This window comes from Micromonospora sp. CNZ280, assembly GCF_011759515.1.
Map to the genome: position 1 here is coordinate 460,254 of NZ_JAAOYP010000003.1, position 21,415 is coordinate 481,668.

25 protein-coding genes are annotated in these 21,415 nt (G+C 74.3%); 12 read left to right on the forward strand and 13 right to left on the reverse strand.

Annotated elements, in window-relative coordinates:
- Positions 1 to 2: 2 nt before the first annotated feature.
- Positions 3 to 692, forward strand: coding sequence for a potassium channel family protein (locus FHX32_RS23835; protein WP_167187415.1), 690 nt, complete (start codon positions 3 to 5; stop codon positions 690 to 692).
- A gap of 58 nt (positions 693 to 750) precedes the next feature.
- Here the strand turns inward: FHX32_RS23835 and FHX32_RS23840 are convergent, their stop codons facing one another.
- The 4 genes from FHX32_RS23840 to dut all read right to left on the reverse strand — a co-directional run bounded on the left by FHX32_RS23840 (position 751) and on the right by dut (position 3,171).
- Complete coding sequence (locus FHX32_RS23840) at positions 751 to 1,431, reverse strand: DUF3159 domain-containing protein (protein WP_167187418.1); 681 nt, start codon at positions 1,429 to 1,431, stop codon at positions 751 to 753.
- A complete protein-coding gene (locus FHX32_RS23845; protein ID WP_167187421.1) occupies positions 1,428 to 1,808 on the reverse strand; it encodes an OB-fold nucleic acid binding domain-containing protein in 381 nt (126 codons plus the stop codon). The genes FHX32_RS23840 and FHX32_RS23845 overlap by 4 nt, the downstream gene beginning before the upstream one ends.
- 123 nt (positions 1,809 to 1,931) lie before the next feature.
- Positions 1,932 to 2,633, reverse strand: coding sequence for a DUF3710 domain-containing protein (locus tag FHX32_RS23850; RefSeq protein WP_167187423.1), 702 nt, complete (start codon positions 2,631 to 2,633; stop codon positions 1,932 to 1,934).
- Between the two features lie 25 nt (positions 2,634 to 2,658).
- Positions 2,659 to 3,171, reverse strand: coding sequence for a dUTP diphosphatase (dut, locus tag FHX32_RS23855; RefSeq protein ID WP_167187425.1), 513 nt, complete (start codon positions 3,169 to 3,171; stop codon positions 2,659 to 2,661).
- Positions 3,172 to 3,254: 83 nt separating this feature from the next.
- Here dut and FHX32_RS23860 point away from each other — a divergent pair, with 83 nt between their 5' ends.
- Positions 3,255 to 3,779, forward strand: a complete 525-nt coding sequence (locus tag FHX32_RS23860) for a DUF3093 domain-containing protein (RefSeq protein WP_486481292.1) — start codon at positions 3,255 to 3,257, stop codon at positions 3,777 to 3,779.
- A 10-nt stretch (positions 3,780 to 3,789) separates the two neighbouring features.
- On the opposite strand, the gene FHX32_RS23865 is transcribed toward FHX32_RS23860, so the two are convergent.
- Positions 3,790 to 4,602: a hypothetical protein gene (locus tag FHX32_RS23865; protein WP_167187427.1), complete on the reverse strand. Its 813-nt coding sequence runs from the start codon at positions 4,600 to 4,602 to the stop codon at positions 3,790 to 3,792.
- 170 nt (positions 4,603 to 4,772) lie between these two features.
- Positions 4,773 to 5,069 carry a DUF4193 domain-containing protein gene (locus FHX32_RS23870; RefSeq protein WP_007075406.1) on the reverse strand — a complete coding sequence of 99 codons (297 nt, stop codon included), beginning with the start codon at positions 5,067 to 5,069 and terminating at the stop codon, positions 4,773 to 4,775.
- 435 nt (positions 5,070 to 5,504) lie between these two features.
- On the opposite strand from FHX32_RS23870, the gene FHX32_RS23875 reads away from it, so the two are divergent.
- The gene (locus tag FHX32_RS23875) at positions 5,505 to 6,023 is read left to right on the forward strand and encodes a LytR C-terminal domain-containing protein (RefSeq protein WP_486481343.1); all 519 of its coding nucleotides are present in this window, start codon (positions 5,505 to 5,507) and stop codon (positions 6,021 to 6,023) included.
- Between the two features lie 235 nt (positions 6,024 to 6,258).
- Here FHX32_RS23875 and FHX32_RS23880 read toward each other — a convergent pair whose 3' ends face one another.
- On the reverse strand, positions 6,259 to 7,074 hold the full coding sequence (locus FHX32_RS23880; protein WP_167187431.1) for an inositol monophosphatase family protein: 816 nt from the start codon (positions 7,072 to 7,074) through the stop codon (positions 6,259 to 6,261).
- A gap of 288 nt (positions 7,075 to 7,362) precedes the next feature.
- Here FHX32_RS23880 and FHX32_RS23885 point away from each other — a divergent pair, with 288 nt between their 5' ends.
- Positions 7,363 to 8,973: an RNA polymerase sigma factor gene (locus tag FHX32_RS23885; protein ID WP_109900838.1), complete on the forward strand. Its 1,611-nt coding sequence runs from the start codon at positions 7,363 to 7,365 to the stop codon at positions 8,971 to 8,973.
- A 245-nt stretch (positions 8,974 to 9,218) separates the two neighbouring features.
- Positions 9,219 to 9,452 (forward strand): DUF7455 domain-containing protein, encoded by a 234-nt coding sequence (locus tag FHX32_RS23890; protein ID WP_073835435.1) that lies wholly within the window; start codon positions 9,219 to 9,221, stop codon positions 9,450 to 9,452.
- A gap of 316 nt (positions 9,453 to 9,768) precedes the next feature.
- Here FHX32_RS23890 and FHX32_RS23895 read toward each other — a convergent pair whose 3' ends face one another.
- The 3 genes from FHX32_RS23895 to FHX32_RS23905 form a co-directional block, all read right to left on the reverse strand.
- Positions 9,769 to 11,502 (reverse strand): DEAD/DEAH box helicase, encoded by a 1,734-nt coding sequence (locus tag FHX32_RS23895; protein ID WP_167187433.1) that lies wholly within the window; start codon positions 11,500 to 11,502, stop codon positions 9,769 to 9,771.
- Positions 11,503 to 11,702: 200 nt separating this feature from the next.
- Complete coding sequence (locus FHX32_RS23900) at positions 11,703 to 12,341, reverse strand: trimeric intracellular cation channel family protein (protein ID WP_167187435.1); 639 nt, start codon at positions 12,339 to 12,341, stop codon at positions 11,703 to 11,705.
- A gap of 40 nt (positions 12,342 to 12,381) precedes the next feature.
- On the reverse strand, positions 12,382 to 12,600 hold the full coding sequence (locus FHX32_RS23905; protein WP_145775693.1) for a DUF3039 domain-containing protein: 219 nt from the start codon (positions 12,598 to 12,600) through the stop codon (positions 12,382 to 12,384).
- Between the two features lie 88 nt (positions 12,601 to 12,688).
- Between FHX32_RS23905 and FHX32_RS23910 the strand changes: the two genes are divergently transcribed.
- The gene (locus FHX32_RS23910; RefSeq protein ID WP_167187437.1) at positions 12,689 to 13,618 is read left to right on the forward strand and encodes a pseudouridine-5'-phosphate glycosidase; all 930 of its coding nucleotides are present in this window, start codon (positions 12,689 to 12,691) and stop codon (positions 13,616 to 13,618) included.
- A complete protein-coding gene (locus FHX32_RS23915) occupies positions 13,615 to 14,508 on the forward strand; it encodes a carbohydrate kinase family protein (RefSeq protein ID WP_167187439.1) in 894 nt (297 codons plus the stop codon). Before FHX32_RS23910 ends, FHX32_RS23915 begins: the two co-directional genes overlap by 4 nt.
- A gap of 30 nt (positions 14,509 to 14,538) precedes the next feature.
- Here FHX32_RS23915 and FHX32_RS23920 read toward each other — a convergent pair whose 3' ends face one another.
- Positions 14,539 to 14,895, reverse strand: a complete 357-nt coding sequence (locus FHX32_RS23920) for a DUF3099 domain-containing protein (RefSeq protein WP_167187441.1) — start codon at positions 14,893 to 14,895, stop codon at positions 14,539 to 14,541.
- 107 nt (positions 14,896 to 15,002) lie between these two features.
- On the opposite strand from FHX32_RS23920, the gene FHX32_RS23925 reads away from it, so the two are divergent.
- Both FHX32_RS23925 and FHX32_RS23930 read left to right on the forward strand, forming a co-directional pair.
- Positions 15,003 to 15,314 carry a hypothetical protein gene (locus tag FHX32_RS23925; protein ID WP_172899378.1) on the forward strand — a complete coding sequence of 104 codons (312 nt, stop codon included), beginning with the start codon at positions 15,003 to 15,005 and terminating at the stop codon, positions 15,312 to 15,314.
- On the forward strand, positions 15,304 to 15,615 hold the full coding sequence (locus FHX32_RS23930; protein WP_088995336.1) for a hypothetical protein: 312 nt from the start codon (positions 15,304 to 15,306) through the stop codon (positions 15,613 to 15,615). Before FHX32_RS23925 ends, FHX32_RS23930 begins: the two co-directional genes overlap by 11 nt.
- Positions 15,616 to 15,626: 11 nt before the next feature.
- On the opposite strand, the gene FHX32_RS23935 is transcribed toward FHX32_RS23930, so the two are convergent.
- The gene (locus FHX32_RS23935; protein WP_167187445.1) at positions 15,627 to 16,868 is read right to left on the reverse strand and encodes a low temperature requirement protein A; all 1,242 of its coding nucleotides are present in this window, start codon (positions 16,866 to 16,868) and stop codon (positions 15,627 to 15,629) included.
- Between the two features lie 53 nt (positions 16,869 to 16,921).
- A complete protein-coding gene (locus FHX32_RS23940) occupies positions 16,922 to 17,512 on the reverse strand; it encodes an HhH-GPD-type base excision DNA repair protein (protein WP_167187447.1) in 591 nt (196 codons plus the stop codon).
- A gap of 179 nt (positions 17,513 to 17,691) precedes the next feature.
- Here FHX32_RS23940 and FHX32_RS23945 point away from each other — a divergent pair, with 179 nt between their 5' ends.
- From FHX32_RS23945 to FHX32_RS23955, 3 genes are all read left to right on the forward strand, one after another.
- Positions 17,692 to 18,720, forward strand: a complete 1,029-nt coding sequence (locus FHX32_RS23945) for an iron ABC transporter substrate-binding protein (RefSeq protein ID WP_167189176.1) — start codon at positions 17,692 to 17,694, stop codon at positions 18,718 to 18,720.
- A gap of 65 nt (positions 18,721 to 18,785) precedes the next feature.
- Entirely contained in the window at positions 18,786 to 20,321 is a 1,536-nt protein-coding gene (locus FHX32_RS23950) for an ABC transporter permease (protein WP_167187449.1), read from the forward strand.
- Positions 20,318 to 21,391: an ABC transporter ATP-binding protein gene (locus FHX32_RS23955; protein ID WP_167187451.1), complete on the forward strand. Its 1,074-nt coding sequence runs from the start codon at positions 20,318 to 20,320 to the stop codon at positions 21,389 to 21,391. The genes FHX32_RS23950 and FHX32_RS23955 overlap by 4 nt, the downstream gene beginning before the upstream one ends.
- The last annotated feature ends 24 nt before the right edge of the window (positions 21,392 to 21,415 follow it).

Sequence of the window (21,415 nt, forward strand, 5' to 3'; positions counted from 1 at the left end):
GCATGCGGATCGCCATCGCCGGCGCCGGCAACGTGGGCCGTTCCATCGCCCAGGAGCTGATCGACAACGGCCACCAGGTGATGCTCGTCGAGCGCCAGCCCAAGATGCTGCGGCCCGACCGGGTGCCGGCCGCGGAGTGGGTGCTGGCCGACGCGTGCGAGCTGACCAGCCTGGAGGAGGCCAACGTGGCCGGCTGCGACGTGGTCGTCGCGGCCACCGGCGACGACAAGGTCAACCTGGTGGTGTCGCTGCTGGCCAAGACCGAGTTCGCGGTGCCCCGGGTGGTCGCCCGGGTGAACCGGGCCGAGAACGAGTGGCTCTTCACCGAGCAGTGGGGCGTGGACGTCGCGGTGAGCAAGCCCCGGGTGATGGCCGCCCTGGTCGAGGAGGCGGTCACGGTCGGCGACCTGGTCCGGCTGATGACCTTCCGGCAGGGCGAGGCGAACCTGGTCGAGATCACCCTGCCGACGACCGCCCCGTACGTCGGGCAGCCGCTGCACGCGGTGCCGCTGCCCCGCGACTCGGCGCTGGTGGCGATCCTGCGGGGCAAGCGGGTGCTGGTGCCCAGCCCGGACGACCCGTTGGAGGCCGGGGACGAGCTGATCTTCGTCTGCACCGCCGAGGTGGAGGACGCGGTGCGGGCCGTGGTGCTCGGGCCGGACAGCGTCGAACGGACCCGCGAGGCGCGCTGACCCGGCCGGGCGCCTCGGTATACCCGGTCCGGCGGCTCAGCCGGCCCCGGCGGGTGGCTCAGCCGCCGGTCAGCGGGGCCGGGCGGGTCTCCCGGGTCACCCGGCGGACGGTCCAGACGGTGATCAGCAGCAGCAGCGCGTACGGCGGGTAGCCCAGCGCCAGCCGGGCCACGCCGAGCGCGGTGTCCTGCTCAGCGAGGTAGAGCCCGGCCTGCACGCCCACCTTGGCCAGCCAGACCACGCCCCAGAGCACGGTCAGCCCGGTGAAGGTCTTCACCAGGCGGGGGTCGTCGCGCCACTCCGAGCGGCCCTTGGCCACCAGCACCGACCAGATCCACCCCACCAGGGGCTGCCGGATCGCCGCCGAGAGCAGCAGCGCCAACCCGTAGCCGATGCCGTAGAGGATGCCGGGGAGGTAGAAGTCCCGCTCGTCGCCGGTGCGCCAGGCGATCGCCGCGCCGATGGCGATGCCGAAGAGCCCGTTGACCGCGTGCCGGACGGGCCGGCGCTGGGCCAGCCGCAGCACCGCGATCGCCAGCGCCACCGCCACCGAGGCGATCACCGCGGGGCGCAGCTCGCCGAGAATGTTGGCGACCACGAAGACGACCACCGGGATGCTCGACTCCACCAGCCCCCGCCAGCCGCCGAGCTGGTCGGCCATCTGTTCGGCGATGGTGGGCAGCCGCTCCTCCTCCGGCCCGGTGTCCGGCTCCGCCGCCCGGTGCTGTCCCGTCGTCACTTCGGCGACTCCAGCTCGTAGTACGGGTTGTAGATGACCTTGCGGTCGTCCCGGACGGCCACCCGCCCGCGGGCGGTGAGGTGCCGGCCGGGCTCGATGCCGGCGATGTGCCGCCGGCCCAGCCAGACCAGCGTCACCACGTCGCTGCCGTCGTAGAGGTCCGCCTCCAGGGTGGGCAGGTTGGTGCGCGGGGTGTAGACCACGGTGCGCAGCCGCCCGGAGACCGACACCACCTGGCCCCGGTGGCACTGCCGGGCCGGCACCCCGCCGTGCTCGGCGCTCTCCCTCTGCAGCTCCTGCGCCTCGATCTCGGCCTCGCTGGCCGTGAACCGGCGCAGCATCCGCCGCAGCGGCCTCCGGTCCTCGTCGGTCGTCATGACCTCCGCGTCACCCTTCCACGCCGGCCGGCCCACGCCGGCACTGCCCGAGCCCGGCGGCACCGGGACCGTTCCGCCAGCGTACGCCGAGCGGGCCGGTCCCGGCGGGCCGGCGAACGGCGGTCACGCCTCGCGGGGTTCCGGGGCGGGACGGCCGGCCGCCGCACCGGCGTCGGCTCCCCCGGCACCGGCCGGGCCGGCCTGCTCGGCGACGTCGCGAGGCAGCCGCAGCGGCAGCGGCTCACGCACCGGCTTCGCCTCCTGGCCCCGGTCGACCACCAGCCCGTCGAGGCACTGCGCCAGCGGCCCGGCCGAGGCCGGGTCGACGGCGGCCGGGCCCTGGTAGACGCCACGGACCATCCAGCGCGGCCCGTCGATGCCGACGAACCGCAGGTCGGTCAGGCCGTCCGGGGTGCGCACCCGGGCGCGCAGCTCGGTGCCGTACTCCCCGTCGACCTCCTGGGCGGCGGCGCCGTCGTTGAACAGCGACTGGCGGATCTCCTCGCGCACCTCGTCCCAGATGCCCTCGGAGCGGGGTGCGGCGAAGACGCCGAGCTGGAGCGCGTTCTCGCCGTGCACCAGCACCACCTGCTGGATCACGCCCTGCGGGTCGGCCTGCACCCGCACCTCCACCTCGGGCACCGCCGGAATCTGCAGGCTGCCCAGGTCGAGCCGCTGCACGCCGGCAGGCGCCTCGCCGACGTCGTACGGGCCGCGGGCCGGGGCCGCCGAGGTCTGCTCGCCGTCGTGACTGTCGAGGACCTCGGTGGTCCGCTCGTCGCGGCCACGCCGCCCGGCGTCGGCCCGCTTACGGGAGAAGATCACTGCGCCAACCCTCCGCTGTTCGCACTCACCCTGCCACCTCTTCCGTCCGCCCGTCCGCCCCGTCGGCGCGCGGCGCGGGCGGCACCAGCCCGGCGTGCCCGCCGGTGGAGCCGTGCCCGCCGGCGCCGCGCGGGGACGCGGGCAGCTCGGCCACCGGCTGGAAGACCGCCCGTTCCACCCGCTGGATGACGAGTTGGGCGATCCGGTCGCCACGGGAGATCTTGGCCGGCACGTCCCGATCATGGTTGATCAGGTTGACCAGGATCTCACCCCGGTAGCCGGCGTCGACCGTACCGGGCGCGTTGAGCACGGTCACGCCGAGCCTGGCCGCCAGCCCCGACCGGGGGTGGACCAGGCCCACGTACCCCTCGGGCAGGGCGATCGCCAGGCCGGTCGGGACCAGGGCCCGGCCGCCGGGCGGCAGCTCGACGTCCGCAGCGGCCACCAGGTCGGCCCCGGCGTCACCGGGATGGGCGTACGCCGGCAGCGGCAGCTCCGGGTCGAGCTGCCGTACGGGCACGGGTACGACGTCGGTCACGGTTCCCCTCTTCCGTCCGGTTCACGGGGTGACCCTGCCATCCTGCCGGGTACCCGGGCGGTTGTGCGCCGTACCCTCGGACTGTGAGCCTGTCGCCCTCCTCGCCGTCGCCGTCGCCGACGTCGCCGCCCTCGCCGGCGTCGCCGGTCGCGGCGCCCACCGAGCACTCCGAGCGGCTCGGCCTGCCCTGGTGGCTCTGGCTGGCCGGGGTGGCCGCGGCCGTCCTGCTCGCCGCCGAGCTCTGGATGGGCTACTCCGGGGTCCGCGCGTGGCTGCCGTTCGCGGTGCTGCCGCCGGCGACCGTGCTCGGCCTGGCCTGGCTCGGCCGGGTCCGGGTAGCGGTACGCGACGGCGAGTTGTGGGTGGACGACGCCCGGCTGCCGGTACGGTTCGTGGCCGACGCGATCCCGCTGGACGCCGCCGGCCGGCGCGAGGTGCTCGGGGTCGGCGCGGATCCGCTGGCGTTCGTGGTGCAGCGGCCGTGGATCGGCGGCGCGGTGCAGGTCGTGCTGGACGACCCGGCCGACCCGACCCCGTTCTGGGTGGTGAGCAGCCGCCGCCCGGTCGAGCTGGCCGAGGCGATCCTGGCCGCCCGCGACGCCGGCTGACGGCCGCCGCTCAGCGCGGAGCGGACGCGCCGGGCAGTGCCGGCGGGGCGCCCGGCAGCGCGCGGCGCTTGCGGTACAGGTCGGCACGGACCTGGTCGGCCAGCCCACGGGTGGCCCGCCGGTTGAGGTAGCTGGCGACCGCCGCACCGGTGAGGAACGGCCCGAGGGTGGTCAGGTTGCGCCCGAAGCGCCGTAGCAGGGTGTCCCGCAGTTCCCGGCGGGCCGCGGTGCCGAGCACCGCCCCCACCCCGGCGCCGGGGATCATCGGGTTGACCCCGCGCTGGCTGGCCCAGGAGTGCACCAGCGCGACGGCGCGCGGGGTGCCGCCCACGGGCAGCGGTACGCCGTAGACCTCGTGCAGCTCGCCGACCAGTTTCAGTTCGATCGCCACCACGGCGACCGTCTCGGCGGCCAGCAGCACCGGCGCGGAGAGCAGGGCCGGGGTGACCGCCCACTCCACGGCGGCGACGCCGCCGCCGGCCGCGCCCACCCCGGCCGTCGCCCGGGCGGCGTTGCGGACCAGCCGGTCGGCGAGCGCGTCGTCGTCCAGTCCGGGGAAGTGCCGGCGCAGGGTGGCCAGGTCGCGCACCGGCACGTGCGGCGCTATCTCGGCGACCGTGTCGACCATCCAGCGGACGGCCGCGCGGGGTTTGAACAGGTCGCCGAGCCCACGCGCCCGGGCCTGCCCGACGAGCCGGGTGAGCAGTTGCCGGCGCCGGGCCGGCTCGATCTCGTCGGCGGTGAGCGCGGCGACGGTCGCCCCCAGCTCGTCGTCCGCGCCCCGCTCGCCCACTCCCGCCTCGTCCGCGCCGCGCTCGCTCATCGAGCCAACCTCCCGGATGGATCGTCCGCCGCCGTGCCGGCTACCCGTCCCGAGTCAAGCAGTTCCCCCGACCCGCCGCACGGCGACCAGGACTGCGGCGGCCGGGGACGGCGGCGACTCGGACAGCGGCGGCCCCGTCAGGGAGCCGCCGCTGGTAAAGCCTGCCCGGATCAGACGCACTCGCGGCAGATCAGCTCGCCGTTCCGCTCAACCGCCAACTGGCTGCGGTGGTGCACCAGGAAGCAGCGGGCGCAGCGGAACTCGTCCTGCTGCATCGGCAGCACCTTGACCGTGAGCTCCTCGTCGGCCAGGTCGGCGCCGGGCAGCTCGAAGCTCTCGGCCACCTCGGCCTCGTCGACGTCCACGGCGCCCGACTGTGAGTCGACGCGCCGGGCCTTGAGCTCTTCCAGGCTGTCCTCGCCGAGGTCGACCTCGTCGCGACGCGGGGCGTCGTAGTCGGTGGCCATCGGTTTCACTCTCCCATATCGATGTTGTCGCTTCCGGTTGTAACGCCGGACGACGCTGTTTCGGTTCCGCTGGCCGGCCACCACCTTGTGTCGGTCACCCGACCCGGCTGACCGTACGGGCCGTCGCCGCCAGAGAACTCCCCCAGCGAGCGCGGAACCATACCCCCCCTTTGGGCGAGGCATGTATACCGCCCTCGTGGCTGAGATGTACGCCCCCGCACGCGAAGTTGTTCCCAATGTGACTCAGGCGACACGAAGATAGGGGTAGTAGTACCCGCTTCCGGGATGGCGCGCCGGCATGTCCGGCTGTTTCCACGCGACGGCCGGACAACCGTTAACCTCAGCGGCGTACTCGACGGCCGGCGGGGCGGTCCGACCGCCGGCGTCCGCCGCCACCCACCACTGTCCGGGAGCGCCCTGATGAGCTTTGCGCGAGTGCGAGCACTCGTTGTCGTCGGCCTGCTGGGGGTGCTCGCCCTGGTCTTCGTGGTCGTCGCGCTGGTCCGCGACACCCAGGGCAACGCCGGCCTCGCCGAGGGCTGCCCGGAGGGCTGGCCGTTGGCCGACGTGACCCTGCGCGAGCCCAAGGACGTCAAGATCAACGTGCTGAACGCGACGACGGACCGGCACGGCCTGGCCGCCCAGATCGCCGACGACTTCCGCAACCGGAAGTTCCAGGTGCAGAAGACCGGCGACGAGAAGAAGAAGTCCGACGACATCGCGGTGCTCCGGTACGGCCCGAAGGGCGTCGGCTCGGCCCACCTGCTGCGGGCGTACTTCCTGGACAACGCGGAGCTGGTGTACGACGCGAAGCGCCCGGACGACGTGGTCGACGTGGTGCTGGGCAACTCCTTCCAGCAGCTGGCCACCACCACCGAGGTCAACCAGTCCCTCGGCGACCTGGGCTCCCCGAACGCGCCACCCGAGTCCTGCCCGGCCCCGGTCGAGAAGTGACGTCACCCCGGGCGGCGCTGACCCCCGCCCGGCCGGCGAGCGGCCCGACCGCCTGACCCGCGACCGCCGCGCGGCCGCCTGACCCGCGACCGCCGCGCGGCCGCCTGACCCGCGACCGCCGCGCGGCCGCCTGACCCGCGACCGCCGCGCGGCCGGGCCGGTCGACGCCCGCCGGCGCGGATCCCTGACGCCCGTCCCGGCCGGTCGGCCGGCCACGCCCGACGTACCGGACCGGTCAGGGGCCGCCGGAGGCGTCCAGGTCGGCCAGCCGGGCGTGCAGCGGCTCGAACAGCGCCGGCGGCGCGGCGATGACCAGGTCCGGGCCCGCCGGCAGCCCGCCCAGCCCGCCGACCCGCAGCCCGGCCTCGCCGGCCACCAGACCGCCGGCCGCGAGGTCCCAGGCGGCCAGCCCCTTCTCGTAGTACGCGTCCACCCGGCCCTCGGCGGCCAGGCAGAGGTCGAGCGCGGCGGCGCCCAGCCGGCGGATGTCCCGGACGTGCGGGATCAGCTCGGCGACCACCCGGGCCTGGTGCGCCCGGCGCCCCGGGTCGTAGCCGAAACCGGTGGCCACCAGCGCCTGACCGAGATCGGTCTCGGTGGAGCAGCGCAGCCGCTCGCCGTCGCGCCAGGCCCCGCCGCCGAGGGTGGCGGTCCACTCCTCGCCGGTGCTGACGTTACGCACCACCCCGGCGACCACCTGGCCGGCCACCTCGGCGGCGAGCGAGACCGCGCAGTGCGGCAGGCCGTAGAGGTAGTTCACCGTGCCGTCGATCGGGTCGAGGATCCAGCGCACGCCGCCCGGCTCGGCCGGGCCGCCCGCGCCGTACTCCTCGCCGAGCACCGCGTCCGCCGGGCGCAGCCGGCGCAGCGCGTCCGTCACCTGCCGCTCCACCGCCCGGTCCGCGGCGGTCACCACGTCGGTGGCGGTGCTCTTGGTGGCCGCCACCGACACGCCCTCGGCCCGCATCCGGTACGCCGTCGCGGCCGCGTCCCGGGCCACCTCGACCGCGATCTCCAGCAGTTCCCGCGGCGCCGGCGCCGTCCGGTCCATCGTCCGTCCCCTTCCCGCACGACCGGGGTGTTCCGGATCCCGCGCGGGTATCATCCTTACAAAGTCCACATCTGCGTCGAATCGGCGGTCCCCACCGCGGGTACGCCGTGCGCCGCAGGATGATCGCCGCAGACGGCGTTACAATTCACCCCTGCCCACGCGCCACGGACCGCCAGCGACCGGTCGGCCCGGGACACGGGGGTTCCTCAACCACATCGTTCGGCACGGTGCCCCGCTCTGCGTCGGACGACCCGGCCGTGCTCGCTCTTCGCCTCCGGAAGGTCATTCGTGACAGAACCCCGCCAGACCGGCGCCGACGTTCGCTCGCTCACCGACACCCTGATCGCCCACGCGCAGAGCGCCGGCGGCCAGCTCACGTCGGCCCAGCTCGCGCGCACCGTCGAGTCCGCCGAGGTGACTCCGGCCCAGGCCAAGAAGATCCTGCGGGCGCTCTCCGAGGCGGGAGTGACCGTGGTGGTGGACGGCTCGGCCAGCACCCGCCGCCGGGTGGCCGCCGCCCGCTCGGCCACGCCGGCGTCCCGGGCCACCACCGCCAAGACCACCAAGAAGGCCGCCGCGCCGGCCCCGAAGCAGGCGCCCGCCGCGGAGGAGGCCCCCGCGCCCGCGCCGCGGAAGGCGACCGCGCGCAAGGCCGCCGGCACCACCGCCGAGGTGGCCGCCAAGGCCGCGGCGCCGGCCAAGAAGGCCACCCGGGCCACCAAGGCCACAGTGGCCGCCGCGACCGGCCCGGCGAAGGCCACCAAGGCCGCCGGCAAGGCCAAGGGCGACGGTGCCGAGGGCGAGATCGACCCGGAGGAGCTCGCCGCCGAGATCGAGGACGTGGTGGTCGAGGAGCCGGCCGAGCTGACCCAGGCCGCCGAGACCGACGCGGCCAACTCGGCCAGCGACAACGACTTCGAGTGGGACGACGAGGAGTCCGAGGCGCTCAAGCAGGCCCGCCGGGATGCCGAGCTGACCGCCTCCGCCGACTCGGTCCGGGCGTACCTCAAGCAGATCGGCAAGGTTCCGCTGCTCAACGCCGAGCAGGAGGTGGAGCTGGCCAAGCGGATCGAGGCCGGGCTCTACGCCGCCGAGCGGCTGCGCGCCGCCGACGAGGGCGAGGAGAAGCTCACCCGCGACATGCAGCGGGACCTGCTCTGGATCTCCCGCGACGGCGAGCGGGCCAAGAACCACCTGCTCGAGGCCAACCTGCGACTGGTCGTCTCGCTGGCCAAGCGCTACACGGGTCGCGGCATGGCCTTCCTCGACCTGATCCAGGAGGGCAACCTCGGCCTGATCCGCGCGGTGGAGAAGTTCGACTACACCAAGGGCTACAAGTTCTCCACCTACGCCACCTGGTGGATCCGCCAGGCGATCACCCGCGCCATGGCCGACCAGGCCCGCACCATCCGTATCCCGGTGCACATGGTCGAGGTGATCAACAAGCTCGGCCGGATCCAGCGCGAGCTGCTCCAGGACCTGGGCCGCGAGCCCACCCCGGAAGAGCTGGCCAAGGAGATGGACATCACACCGGAGAAGGTGCTGGAGATCCAGCAGTACGCCCGGGAGCCCATCTCGCTCGACCAGACCATCGGCGACGAGGGCGACAGCCAGCTCGGCGACTTCATCGAGGACTCGGAGGCCGTGGTCGCGGTCGACGCCGTCTCGTTCTCGCTGCTGCAGGACCAGCTCCAGCAGGTGCTGCAGACGCTGTCCGAGCGTGAGGCGGGTGTGGTACGCCTGCGCTTCGGCCTCACCGACGGCCAGCCGCGCACGCTGGACGAGATCGGCCAGGTCTACGGCGTGACCCGGGAGCGGATCCGGCAGATCGAGTCGAAGACGATGTCCAAGCTGCGCCACCCGTCGCGGTCGCAGGTGCTCCGGGATTACCTCGACTGATCCGGGATCGTCAACCGGGCGTGTCGTTTTGGTCACTTGGCGTGCAACGTCGGATGGTGATCGTTCGGTTGCACGAATGTGATCGTTGACGTGGCACCCTTGGTGCACGGCACACTGTCCCTGCCATGTGTGACCTCCGTCCCCGCCGGGCACACAGGGAAGGCAAGGCCCCACAAGGGTGTTGCACGATAGGTGAGCAACGACCGAAGAGATTGTTCATCGGTGACGACCAGAGGAGGAAGGCGATGACCCCGACCCTCACGCCGCCGCCCGAGACGGTGAGCCCCCCGGCCGCCGATGAACGGTGCGACCGCTGCAATGCTGCCGGCAAGCTCCGGATCACTCTGGCGGGTGGGAGCGAGCTGGTGTTCTGTGGGCACCACGCGAACAAGTACGCGGAGGATCTCGTGAAGATCACCGTGCGGTACGCGACGGACCCGGAGTTCAGCTGGCGTGGCGCCGATCTGATGGCGAACTGAGTCCGCTACCCGACATAGCCGGCCGGAGGCACCCCAGGGTGCCTCCGGCCGGCTTTTCACTGTCCGCACCCCGCCGGCACCGCACTCGCCCGCCGGGACACCCTGATCGCATCCGCCCACCCGCGTGACCAACCGGCCCGCACCGCCCACCCGGCACCTCGCGCCCACCAAGCCGAAAGATCGCCTGACGCTGGGCAGGCGTGAGTCGGGCCGCGGCCCTGCTCACGACAGGCCGATCAGGGCCGCGCACGGAATGAGCATGAGCGGTGGCGGGTCGAGTGGACCCGGGGCGCCGGAACCGGCTCGGCCGGCGCCGTCAGAGGGTCTGCACGGTGGCGATGCGTTCTTCCAGCTGTTCGATGGTGGCCTGGGCGCTGGGCGGGCCGCCGCAGAGCCGGCGCAGCTCGGCGTGGATCTTGCCGTGCGGCTGGCCGGTCCGGTGGTGGCGGGCGGCCACCAGGGCGTTCAACTGCCGGCGCAGCGCCACCCGGCGCTGGGCGGCGCTCATCGGCGCCGCCGGCTGCGGGGCGGCGTCGGCGGCCGGCTCGGCCGACCGCGCGGCGGCCTTGCGCCGCTGGGCGGCCAGCTGCTCGGCCTGCCGCTTGCTCAGCAGCAGGGCCACCTGGTCGGGGGAGAGCAGGCCGGGCAGGCCGAGGTACTCCTCCTCTTCCGGGGTGCCGGCCTGGGCGGCGGTGCCGAACGAGGCGCCGTCGAAGATCACCTGGTCGAGCTCGGCGGTGGCGGACAGCGCCGCGAACCGCTTCTCCAGCTCGCCGCTGGCCTGCTCGTCGCGCTGGGCGCGCTCCAGCAGGTCGTCGTCGAAGCCCTCGCGGTCCTTCGGCTTGCCGAGTACGTGGTCCCGCTCGGCCTCCATCTCGCTGGCCAGCCCGAGCAGGTGCGGCACGCTGGGCAGGAAGACCGACGCGGTCTCGCCGGGCCGGCGGGCCCGGACGAACCGGCCGATCGCCTGGGCGAAGTAGAGCGGCGTGCTGGCGCTGGTCGCGTACACCCCGACCGCCAGCCGGGGGATGTCCACCCCCTCGGACACCATCCGCACCGCCACCAGCCAGCGCTGCTGGGACGCCGCGAAGCTGGCGATCCGCGCGGAGGCGCCGACGTCGTCGGAGAGCACCACGGCCGCCTTCTCGCCGGTCACCTGCTCGACCAGCTTGGCGTACGCGCGGGCGGCCTGCTGGTCGCTGGCGATGACCAGACCGCCGGCGTCGCTCATGCCGGCCTCGCGGAGCACGGTGAGCCGCGCGTCGGCGGCCCGCAGCACCTGCGGCATCCAGTCACCGGCCGGGTCCAGGGCGGTCCGCCAGGCCTGGGCGATCAGGTCCTGGGTCATCGGCTCGCCCAGCCGGGCGGCCAGTTCCTCCCCGGCGTTGGTGCGCCACCGCGTCTCCCCCGAGTACGCCAGGAAGAGCACCGGCCGGACCACGCCGTCACGCAGCGCGTCGGAGTAGCCGTAGACCGAGTCGGCGCGCGACCGGAGCAGGCCGTCGTCGCCCCGTTCGTAGCTGACGAACGGGATCGGGTTGTCGTCCGAGCGGAACGGGGTGCCGGTGAGCATCAGCCGGCGGACCGCCGGCTCGAAGGCCGCCTTCACGCCGTCGCCCCAGGACCGGGAGTCGCCGGCGTGGTGGATCTCGTCGAGGATGACCAGGGTGCGCCGGGTCATGGTGCGCCGCCGGTGCACCTGCGGGGCCATGCCGACCTGGGCGTAGGTGACCACCGCGCCGTGGAAGTCGGCCGAGGAGTGCAGGTCGGCGTTGCGGAACGCGGCGTCGAGCTGGATGCCGACCCGGGCGGCCGAGGCGGCCCACTGGGTCTTCAGGTGCTCGGTCGGGGCGACCACGGTGACCGCCTCGACGGTGCCGTCGGCGAGCAGCTCGGCGGCGATCCGCAGGGCGAAGGTGGTCTTGCCGGCGCCGGGCGTGGCGACCGCGGTGAAATCCTCACTCCGGCGGCGCAGGTACTCCACCAGCGCCTTGCGCTGCCAGGCGCGTAGTGCCGGAAACGTCTCGATCGCCGGCAACCGGGCAGCCACGCGAGCGCTCCTCTCCGACCGCACACAGGCGGACCCCGGCCGAGGGCCAACGGGGACCGCCGCCCATGAAAACGCCTCCGCGCAGAAGATGCCGCGAAGGCCGACTCAGCATAACCAGCGGTCCCCACCCGGCGCAGCGGACGCCACGCTGGTCACCCGGGTCACACCCGGACCGTCGCCACCGCCGGCACCGGACGGGATCACAGGCCCGGGCCGCGCGGCGGGCGCAGCGTGGCCACCGGAGCCGACCAGCGCCGGCGCAGCGCCACCAGTCGGATACCGAAGACCAGCACCGCCGCGGCGATCAGCCAGCCCGCCTCGGCCCGGCCCAAGGCGTGCAGCATCGCCACCGCCACCGAGCCGACGAGCGCGGCGACCGCGTAGATCTCCCGCCGGAGCACCACCGGGATCTCGGCGGTGAGCAGGTCCCGGCCGAGGCCGCCGCCGATCGCGGTGAGCATGCCGATCACGCAGGCGCCGACCGCGGGCACCTGGGCGTCCAGGGCCTTCAGGGTGCCGGTGACGGTGAACAGGCCGAGGCCGGCCGCGTCCAGCACCAGCACGGTGGTGCGCAGCCGGGCGAGCTGGGGATGCAGCCAGAACACGGCGGCGGCGGTGACCGCCGCGGTGGCCGGGTAGCGCCAATCGGCGAAGGCCAGCGGCGGGACCTCGTCGATGGCCAGGTCGCGGAAGATGCCGCCGCCGAGGGCCGCGACGAAGCCGACGAAGACCACGCCGAAGAGGTCGAGCCGCTTGGCCACCGCCGCGGAGGCGCCGGAGGCGGCGAAGACGGCCACCCCGGTCAGGTCGGCGAGGAGCAGCGCGGTGGAGGTGGTCACCGCCGCAGGCTACGTGGACGGCCGGACGGGCCGCCCCGGATCAGTCGGCCCAGGAGTCGTAGATCTCCTTGCACTTCGGGCAGACCGGCGAACCGGGCTTGGCGGCCTTGGTCACCGGGAAGGTCTCGCCGCAGAGCGCGACGACGAACGTGCCCATCACGGCACTTTCGGCAATCTTGTCCTTCCGGACGTAGTGGAACATCTCCGGACCGGTGTCGGCGTCCTTCAGCTCCGGACGCTCGAGGACCTGTGTGCTCACTTTTCCACCTCCAACCCTCAAGTCTGGCAGGTCACCGCGGCCCGGTCCACTTCAGCCCGGCCGGGGCGCGGCCCGTACCGTGGCTGTCGTGAACAACTTCCACATCCGTTACGGCACCGAGGTGGCCGACGCGCTGCGCGACGGGCGTCCCGTCGTCGCCCTGGAGAGCACCATCGTCTCGCACGGGCTGCCCCGCCCCGACAACCTGCGGGTCGCCCGGCAGATCGAGCAGGCGGTCCGGGACGCCGGGGCGGTGCCGGCGACCATCGGCATGGTCGGCGGCAAACTGGTGGTGGGCCTCGACGACGCCGAGCTGACCCGGCTGGCCACCGCCGACGGCGTGACCAAGCTTTCCGTACGCGATCTGGCGGTGGCCGCCGCCACCGGCGCGGACGGCGCCACCACCGTGGCCGCGACCAGCGCGGTCGCCGCGGCGGCCGGGATCGGGGTGTTCGCCACCGGCGGCCTCGGCGGGGTGCACCGGGAGGCGGCCCAGACCTTCGACGAGTCGGCCGACCTGGTCACCCTGGCCCGGACGCCGATCGCGGTGGTCTGTGCCGGGGTCAAGTCGATCCTCGACGTGGGCGCCACGCTGGAGCGGCTGGAGACCCTCGGGGTCGGCGTGGTCGGCTACCGCACCCGGCGGTTCCCCGGCTTCTTCGTCACCGACGGCGGCTTCGACCTGGACTGGTCGGTCGACAGCCCGGAGCAGGTGGCGGACGTGCTGGCCGCCCGCGAGCAGCATGGCGTCCACCGCGGCGGCCTGATCGTGGCCAACCCGCTGCCGACCGACGAGCAGCTCGACCCGGACCTGCACGACCGCACCCTGGCCGAAGGGCTGGCCCGGCTGGAGCGCGACGGGGTGACCGGCAAGGCGGTTACGCCCTACCTGCTGGCGCACTTCCACTCGGCCACCGAGGGGGCGAGCCTGGCGGTGAACGTCCGGATCATCCTGCGCAACGCCGACCTGGCCGCCCGCATCGCGGTCGCCGCCGCCGCACGCCGCGCCGACGCATGACCACAGGCCGGGTCCTCGTCGTCGGTGACCTGATCACCGACGTGGTGGCGGTGCTGGCCGGGCCGCCGGCCACCGGGTCGGACACGCCGGCGGCAATCCGGTTCAGCGGTGGCGGGCAGGCCGCCAACACCGCTGCCTGGCTCGCCGCCCGGGGTGTGCCGGTGACGCTGGTAGGCGCGGTCGGCGACGACAGCCAGGGGCGGGACCGGGTGGCCGAGCTGGAGCGGATCGGGGTCGACTGCGCGGTCAGCCGGCATCCGGACCACCCCACCGGCACGGTGATCGTGCTGGCCACCGACGGCGAACGCACGATGATCACCGAGCGGGGCGCCAACCTGCGGCTGACCCCGGAGCACGTCGAGGCGGCGCTGGCCGCCGCTCCGGACGCGGTGCACCTGCACCTGTCCGGCTATCCCCTGCTGGACGCGGCGTCCCGCCCGGCCGGGCTGGCCGCGTTGGCCGCCGCGCGCGGGCGTGGGCTCACCACCAGCGTCGACGCGGCCTCCGCCGCGCCGCTGCGGCGGGTCGGCGCGGCGGCCTTTCTGACCTGGGTACGCGAGGTCGACCTGCTGCTGGTCAACGCGGACGAGGCGACCGTGCTGGCCGGCGGGCTGGACCCGGCCGCCCAGGGGCGGGCGTTGACGGCGTCCGCCCGGCGGGTGGTGGTCAAGCGGGGCGCGGCCGGGGCGGTCTGGGTGGACCGGAACGGGGCGGTGACGGTGTCGCCCGCCCGCCGGGTGGCGGTGGCGGACGTCACCGGTGCCGGGGACGCGTTCGCGGCCGGGCTGCTCTCCGCCTGGCTGTCCGGGGCGGCACCGGCGGCGGCGCTGGCCCGGGCCGGTGACCTCGGCGCGTCGGCGGTGTCGCAGGTCGGCGCCCGCCCGAGCTGAGCCGAGCCGGCCGGGGTGGCGTCCGGCCGGTCAGGGCTCGGCGTCGATGACCTTGTGCGGCCGTTCCTCGGCGGTGAGGCTCATCGGGGGCGTCTCGTCCCGGTGCCGGGGCTGGAACCGGTTCATCAGCCGGTGCTCGTCCTTCGGCGGCCGGTCGTTGGCCAGCAGCACGGCCAGCCACGGGATGAGCAGCATGCCCAGTGCCACCATCGGCAGCCAGAGCCAGAGCAGCGGAGCCTGCGCGCCGACCAGGATCGCACCAACGATCAGGCAGGCCACCCGGATGCCCATCATCAGCACGTACCGCTTCTGTCGGCTGGTGAGCTGGTCGTCCTGGCTGCGCGAGGCGTCGGTGATCAGGATCGGCTGGTACGCCTGACGCTTCACCACGGACCTCCTCGAGGGGGTTACGCCTCATCCTGTCACCCCGAGGCCGTGATCAGCGAAATTCCGGGCATCGAAGCTTCGTGTTACGTACGTGGTACGCTCGCCGCGTGGGCAGCAGGTTCAGCTTCACCGACGAGGCGTTGGCCAACCTGAGGGTCTACGACGTCACGCCGGGGGAAGTCTGGGAGGCGCTGCACAGCAGCCGGCGGGTCATCCGCCACCTGGGCGACGACGTGATGGTCGTCTACGCCGCCGCCCGCCGGGGGCGCCGGCTGGCCGTGCTGCTCGCCGAGGCCGACGGCACCGACAACGACTGGGACATCCTCTCCGCCCGGGAGCTGAGCGACGTCGAGGCCAAGCGCTACGACGAGGCAGTGCGGAGGTCCCACCGACGAGGAGGCGGTGACGATGCACCGTAACGACGCGACCAAGCAGTTCCACAGCGGCGGTGACCGGCTCGCGGAGCTGATCGACGAGAGCCCGCCGGTGGAGCTGCCCACCCCCGACACCGACACGCCGATGGTGAGCCGCTCGGTCCGGCTGCCGCTGGAGACGTACGAGCGGGTGCGGGCGGCCGCGGATGCCCGGGGGATCGGCGTCACCACGCTGATGCGGCAGTGGATCGAGGCCGGGCTGGCCGACCTCGACGACTCGGCCACCGTCTCGCTCGCCGACGTCCGGCGCGCGCTGGCCGCGCTGGCCCATCCGACCGCCGCCTGATCCGGGCTCCCTCACGGGGCCGGGTGGAAGTCGCCGTCCGCGCTCCCGCCGTGCACCAGCGGCGAGGCGGGCGTCTCGAGCGGCCGGCCGTGGCTGCGCCACGCGTCGGCGGTCGCCACCGCGGCCAGCACGGCGGCGACCGCCGCCAGCGCCACCATCGGCGAGCCCAGGGTGAGCGCCGGCGCCATCAGGAGCAGTGCCGCCAGGCCGCCCCAGCGCGACCAGGACACCCGGCCGAAGATTTCGTACTCGAAGCGGGCCCGGGCGAGCAGGAAGACCGCCGGGCCGCCGACCAGGAAGACCAGCCAGCCCGGGTCGATCCGACCGTACGGGTGCTCGATCACCAGCTCGTAGCCGACGCCGGTGGTGAGCACCCCGACCACGATGCCCAGGTGGGTGGCGCCGACGGAGGAGCCGAGCCGGCCGGCGGACCGGGCCACCCGCAACGCCTCGGCGAGCAGGTGACCCGTCCGGTGGAAGTAGATCCGCCAGAGCAGTGCCGTGGTGGCGAACGCGGTGACGAAGGCGCCGATCCGATCGGCGGTGAACGCCACCCCGCTGTAGATCACCCCGATCACCAGGATCGTCTCCCCGAGCGAGATGAGGAAGATCTGCTGGTACCGGTCGGCAAGGTGCTCGCCGGCGATCAGCCAGCCGGACGCCCGCGCCGGGCCCAACCGGGGCAACGGCCACCCGAGCATGAGCCCGACGCCGTCGACGGCCAGCGCGAGCACCCACAGCGGCAGGCGCAGGTCCTCCGGCGCGAACGCCCCGGCCAGCCACGGCACGGCGCCGACCGCCGCCCAGGCGGCGAGCCGCAGCGGGACCGTACGGCGCGGATGGCGGCGTAGCGCCGCGGCGACGATCAGCGGCCGGCCGATCATCGCTCCCAGGTAACCGAGCACGAACGGCAGGGCCCGGCCCTCGAACGCTCCCGGCAGCGCGACCGCCATCACCATCGCGGCGAACATGGACCCCACCACGACGAACTGGATCACCCCGCGCTCCGGCTCGTACCGGCTGGTGACCCAGGTGGTGATCGACCAGAGCAGCCAGAGGGCGAGGAAGAGCACTCCGGTGCGCACGATCTCGGCCACCAGCTCGCCGCCGGGCGCCCCCGCGGCGTCGATCAGGCGCACCGAGACCCGGGTCAGCGCGAAGACGAAGACCAGGTCGAAGAAGAGTTCGAGGAAGGTGGCCCGGGTCGCGCTGACCTCGGGGCGCAGCAGCTGCGCGCCGCGTCGGTCCGTCATCGGTCGCCCGTCGCCATCCTGCCAACAACGACCGGCCCGACGTCGGGGTTGCGTCAGGCCGGCGCGGACTCTGCCTTGGCCGCCGCCTTCATCTGCTGCTTGTACTCCCGTACCCGGCGCAGCGAGTCCGCGTCGACGACGTCCGCCACCGACCGGTGGGCGTCCGGGTCGCCGTAGCCGCCGGCGGCCTCCCGCCAGCCCTCCGGCGTGACGCCGAACCGCTTGCCGAGCAGGGCGAGGAAGATCTGCGCCTTCTGCTTGCCGAAGCCGGGCAGGTCGGCGATCCGCCGCAGCAGGTCCCGGCCGTCGGTGGCGTCGGACCAGAGCCGGGCGGCGTCGCCGTCGTACCGGTCGACGAGGACCCGGCACACCTCCTGCACCCGGGCGGCCATCGCCTTGGGGAACCGGTGCAGCGCGGGTGGCTGGGCGAACAGGGCGACCAGGGCCTCCGGGTCGTACCCGGCGAGTTCGGCGGCGTCCGGCTCATGGCCGAGCCGTTGGCTCAGCACGTACGGCGAGGAGAACGCCTTCTCCATCGGCACCTGCTGGTCGAGGACCATGCCGAGGAGCAGGGCCAGCGGGCTGCGCGCCAGCAGCCGGTTGGCCTCGGGATCGATGGGCAGCGCGAGCGTCATGGTAGTCATGCTTCCTCATCGGGCCGCGCCGGGTGAGCCGGGCCGCCCGACACGCCAGCACCGTGGCGTCGATCCGACCGGTACACGCATTCGCACTGAGGTTAGCCTGTGCTAACTTCTCCCCGTCGGCCGCCGATGGCCGGGAAGAAGGGGTTCTCGTGTCCGTCACTGTGCGCCGGTCCACCGCGATGCTCGTCGCGGCCGGCCTGCTCGGGTTCGGCCTGGTCGCCTGCGGGTCAGGCGACGAGGGATCCACCGACCCCGGCAAGCCGAACGACAAGAAGATCACCGTCTATAGCGGGCGCAACGAGCAGCTGGTCAAGCCGCTGCTGGAGAAGTTCACCCAGCAGACCGGGATCACCGTGCAGACCCGGTACGCCACCACCGCCCAGCTCGCCGCGCAGCTGACCGAGGAGGGCGGCAAGTCCCCGGCCGACGCGTTCTTCGCCCAGGACGCCGGCGCGCTCGGCGCCGTCGCCAAGAAGGACCTGTTCAGCACCCTGCCCGAGACCGCCACCGCCAAGGTGTCGGAGAAGTACCGGGCCCGCGGCGGCCAGTGGGTCGGGGTCAGCGCCCGCGCCCGGGTGCTGGCGTACAACGCCGACCTGGTGCCCGCCGCCGAGCTGCCGAAGTCCGTCTTCGAGCTGGCCGGCCCGAAATGGAAGGGCAAGATCGGCGTCGCCCCGACCAACGGCTCGTTCCAGGCGTTCGTCACCGCGATCCGGGTGCAGCACGGCGAGCAGAAGGCCAAGGACTTCCTGGCCGGGCTGAAGGCCAACGAGCCGCAGATCCGGGACAACAACGTCAAGATCGTCGAGGACGTGAACAGCGGCACGATCCCGGTCGGCCTGGTGAACCACTACTACCTCGGCGAGGTCGCCAAGGAGCAGGGCACCACCCCGGACGCGCTCAAGGCCAAGCTGCACTTCTTCCCCGGCGGCGACACCGGCGCGCTGGTCAACGTGGCCGGGGTCGGGGTGCTCAAGCGCGCCGCGCAGGACCCGGACACCCAGGCGTTCGTCGACTACCTGCTCGGCCCGGAGGCGCAGGCGTACTTCGCCGAGCAGACCTTCGAGTACCCGGTGGTGCCCGGCGTCGCCGCGCCGGCGGGCGTGCCGCCGCTGGCCGACCTGGACACCCCGGACATCGACCTGAACGACCTCGACACGCTCGAGGCCACCATCACCCTGATCAAGGATTCGGGGCTGGTGCCCTGACCAGCCCGTCCGCCACCGTCGGGCCGGCCGTTCCGCGGCCGGCCCGCTCCGGCGTACGCGCCGGGGTGCGGCGGCTGGCGCCGCGGCCGGCGCTGCTCGCGGCCTCGACCGCCGCGGTGGCCGTGGGCCTGCTCCCGCTGGCCTACCTCGCGGTGCGCACCGTCGAGGCCGGGCTCGACCGGGTCGCGGCCGAGCTGTGGACCGACCGGGTCGGCCTGCTCGCCCTGCGCAGCCTCGGCCTGGCCGCGGTGGTCACCGCCGCCAGCGTGCTGCTCGGCGTCGGCACCGCCTGGCTGGTCACCCGGACGGACCTGCCGGCCCGCCGGGCCTTCGCGGTGCTGGCCGCGCTGCCGCTGGCCGTCCCCACCTACATCGCCGCCTTCGCCTGGGTCTCCTCCGCGCCGCGGCTGGCCGGGTTCTGGCCGGCCGCGCTGGTGCTCACCCTCTGCTGCTACCCGTACGTCTTCCTTCCGGTCGCGGCCGCGCTGCGCGGCGCCGACCCGGCGCAGGAGGAGGTCTCCCGTTCGCTCGGGCGCGGCGGCTGGCGGACCTTCACCGAGGTCACGCTGCGCCAGATCCGGCCGGCCACCGCGGCCGGCGGGCTGCTGGTCGCCCTCTACGTGCTCTCCGACTTCGGGGCCGTGTCGATCCTGCGCACCGACACCTTCACCCGGGCCATCTTCGTCGCCTTCGACCTGGGCTTCGACCGCACCGGCGCGCTGGTGCTCTCCAGCGTGCTGGTGGCGTTGACCGTGCTGCTGCTGGTCGGCGAGACGGCCACCCGCCGCCGCGGCGCCCGGTACGCCCGGCTCGGCGGCGCCCGCCGGCCGGCCACCCGGCTGCGGCTCGGCGCGGCCCGCTGGCCTGCCCTGGCGGCGCTGGTCGGGGTCGCCGCGCTCGCCCTCGGCGTGCCCGCGGTGAGCCTGGCCCGGCGGCTGGCCGACGGGGTGTCCCGGCCCGGTGCGCTGGCCGAGGTGCTGACCGCGGCCGGCAACTCACTGTGGATCTCGCTGGCCGGCGCCGCGCTGACCATGCTGCTGGCGCTGCCGCTGGGGCTGCTCACCGCGCGCGCCCCGGGCCCGCTGGCCACCGCGCTGGACCGGCTGGCCTACCTGGCCCACGCCCTGCCCGGGGTGGTGATCGGGCTGTCGCTGATCTTCTTCGGGATCAACGTGGCCTACCCGCTCTACCAGACCCGCTGGCTGCTGGCGCTGGCCTACGCCACGCTCTTCCTGCCACTGGCCGTCGGCGCGGTGGCCGGGGCGGCCGCCCAGTCGCCGCCGGGGCTGGAGGAGGTGGCCCGCTCGCTGGGCCGCGGCCCGCTGACCGTGCTGCGCACGGTCACCCTGCCGCTGACCCTGCCCGGCATCGGCGCGGGCGCGGCGCTGGTCTTCCTCACCGGCATGAAGGAACTGCCGGCCACCCTGCTGCTGCGCCCCACCGGGACGGACACGCTCGCCACCGAGCTGTGGACCAGCACCGCGGTCGGCGCGTACGCGGCGGCCGCACCGTACGCCGCCCTGCTGGTGGCCATCTCGGCGCTGCCCACCTGGCTGCTGGTCGCCCGCAGCGGACTGCTCGACAAGGAGGACCGGCGATGAGCGAGGTCGAGCTGACCGGCGTGGTCAAGCGGTACGGCCCGGTCACCGCGCTGGCCGGGGTCGACCTCACCGTGCCGGCCGGGCTGCTGACCGCGGTGCTCGGCCCGTCCGGCTGCGGCAAGACCACCCTGCTGCGCTGCCTGGCCGGCTTCGAACGGCTCGACGCCGGGGAGATTCGGATCGACGGCGCCCCGGTCGCCGGAAGCGGCCGGCACCTGCCCGCGCACCGCCGCCGGATCGCCGTGGTGCCGCAGGAGGGCGCGCTCTTCCCGCACCTGAGCGTGGCCGCCAACGTCGGCTACGGACTCGACCGGGCGGCCCGCCGCGGCGACCGGGTCGACGAGGTGCTCGCCCTGGTCGGGCTGGCCGGGTACGGCGACCGGATGCCGCACCAACTCTCCGGCGGGCAGCAGCAGCGGGTGGCGGTGGCCCGGGCGCTGGCGCCCCGCCCCTCGGTGGTGCTGCTGGACGAGCCGTTCAGCGCGCTCGACGCGGGGCTGCGCGCCGGGCTGCGGCACGACGTCCGCGAGGCGCTGCGCGCGGACGGCGCGACCGGGGTGCTGGTCACCCACGACCAGGGCGAGGCGCTGTCGGTGGCCGACCGGGTGGTGGTGCTGCGCGCCGGGCGGGTGGTCCAGGCCGGGCCGCCGACCACCGTCTACCGGGAGCCGGCCGACGAGTGGGTGGCCGGCTTCGTCGGCGACGCGGTGCTGCTCCCGGCGGTGGCCGGGGCCGGCGTGGCCCGTACCGTGCTGGGCACCGTCCCAATCGTCGGCGCGGTGCCCGGCGGCCCGGTCACCGTGCTGGTCCGCCCGGAGCAGATCCGCCTGGCCCCGGCGCCGGGAGCGGTCACCGCGACGGTGCTGCGGCACGATTTCCACGGGCACGACGCGCTGGTCGGGTTGCGGCTGGCCGACGGCACCCGGATCACCGCCCGGATCCTCGACGACGCCACGCCGCTGCCGGTCGGCGCGGAGGTGTCGGTGACCGTGGACGGCACCGCCCGGGCCTTCCCGGCGACCGGCGAGGCCGCTCGCATCGAACTGGCCGGGCAGCCGGTCGCCAGTTGACCGACGGCACGGGCTCGTCAATAC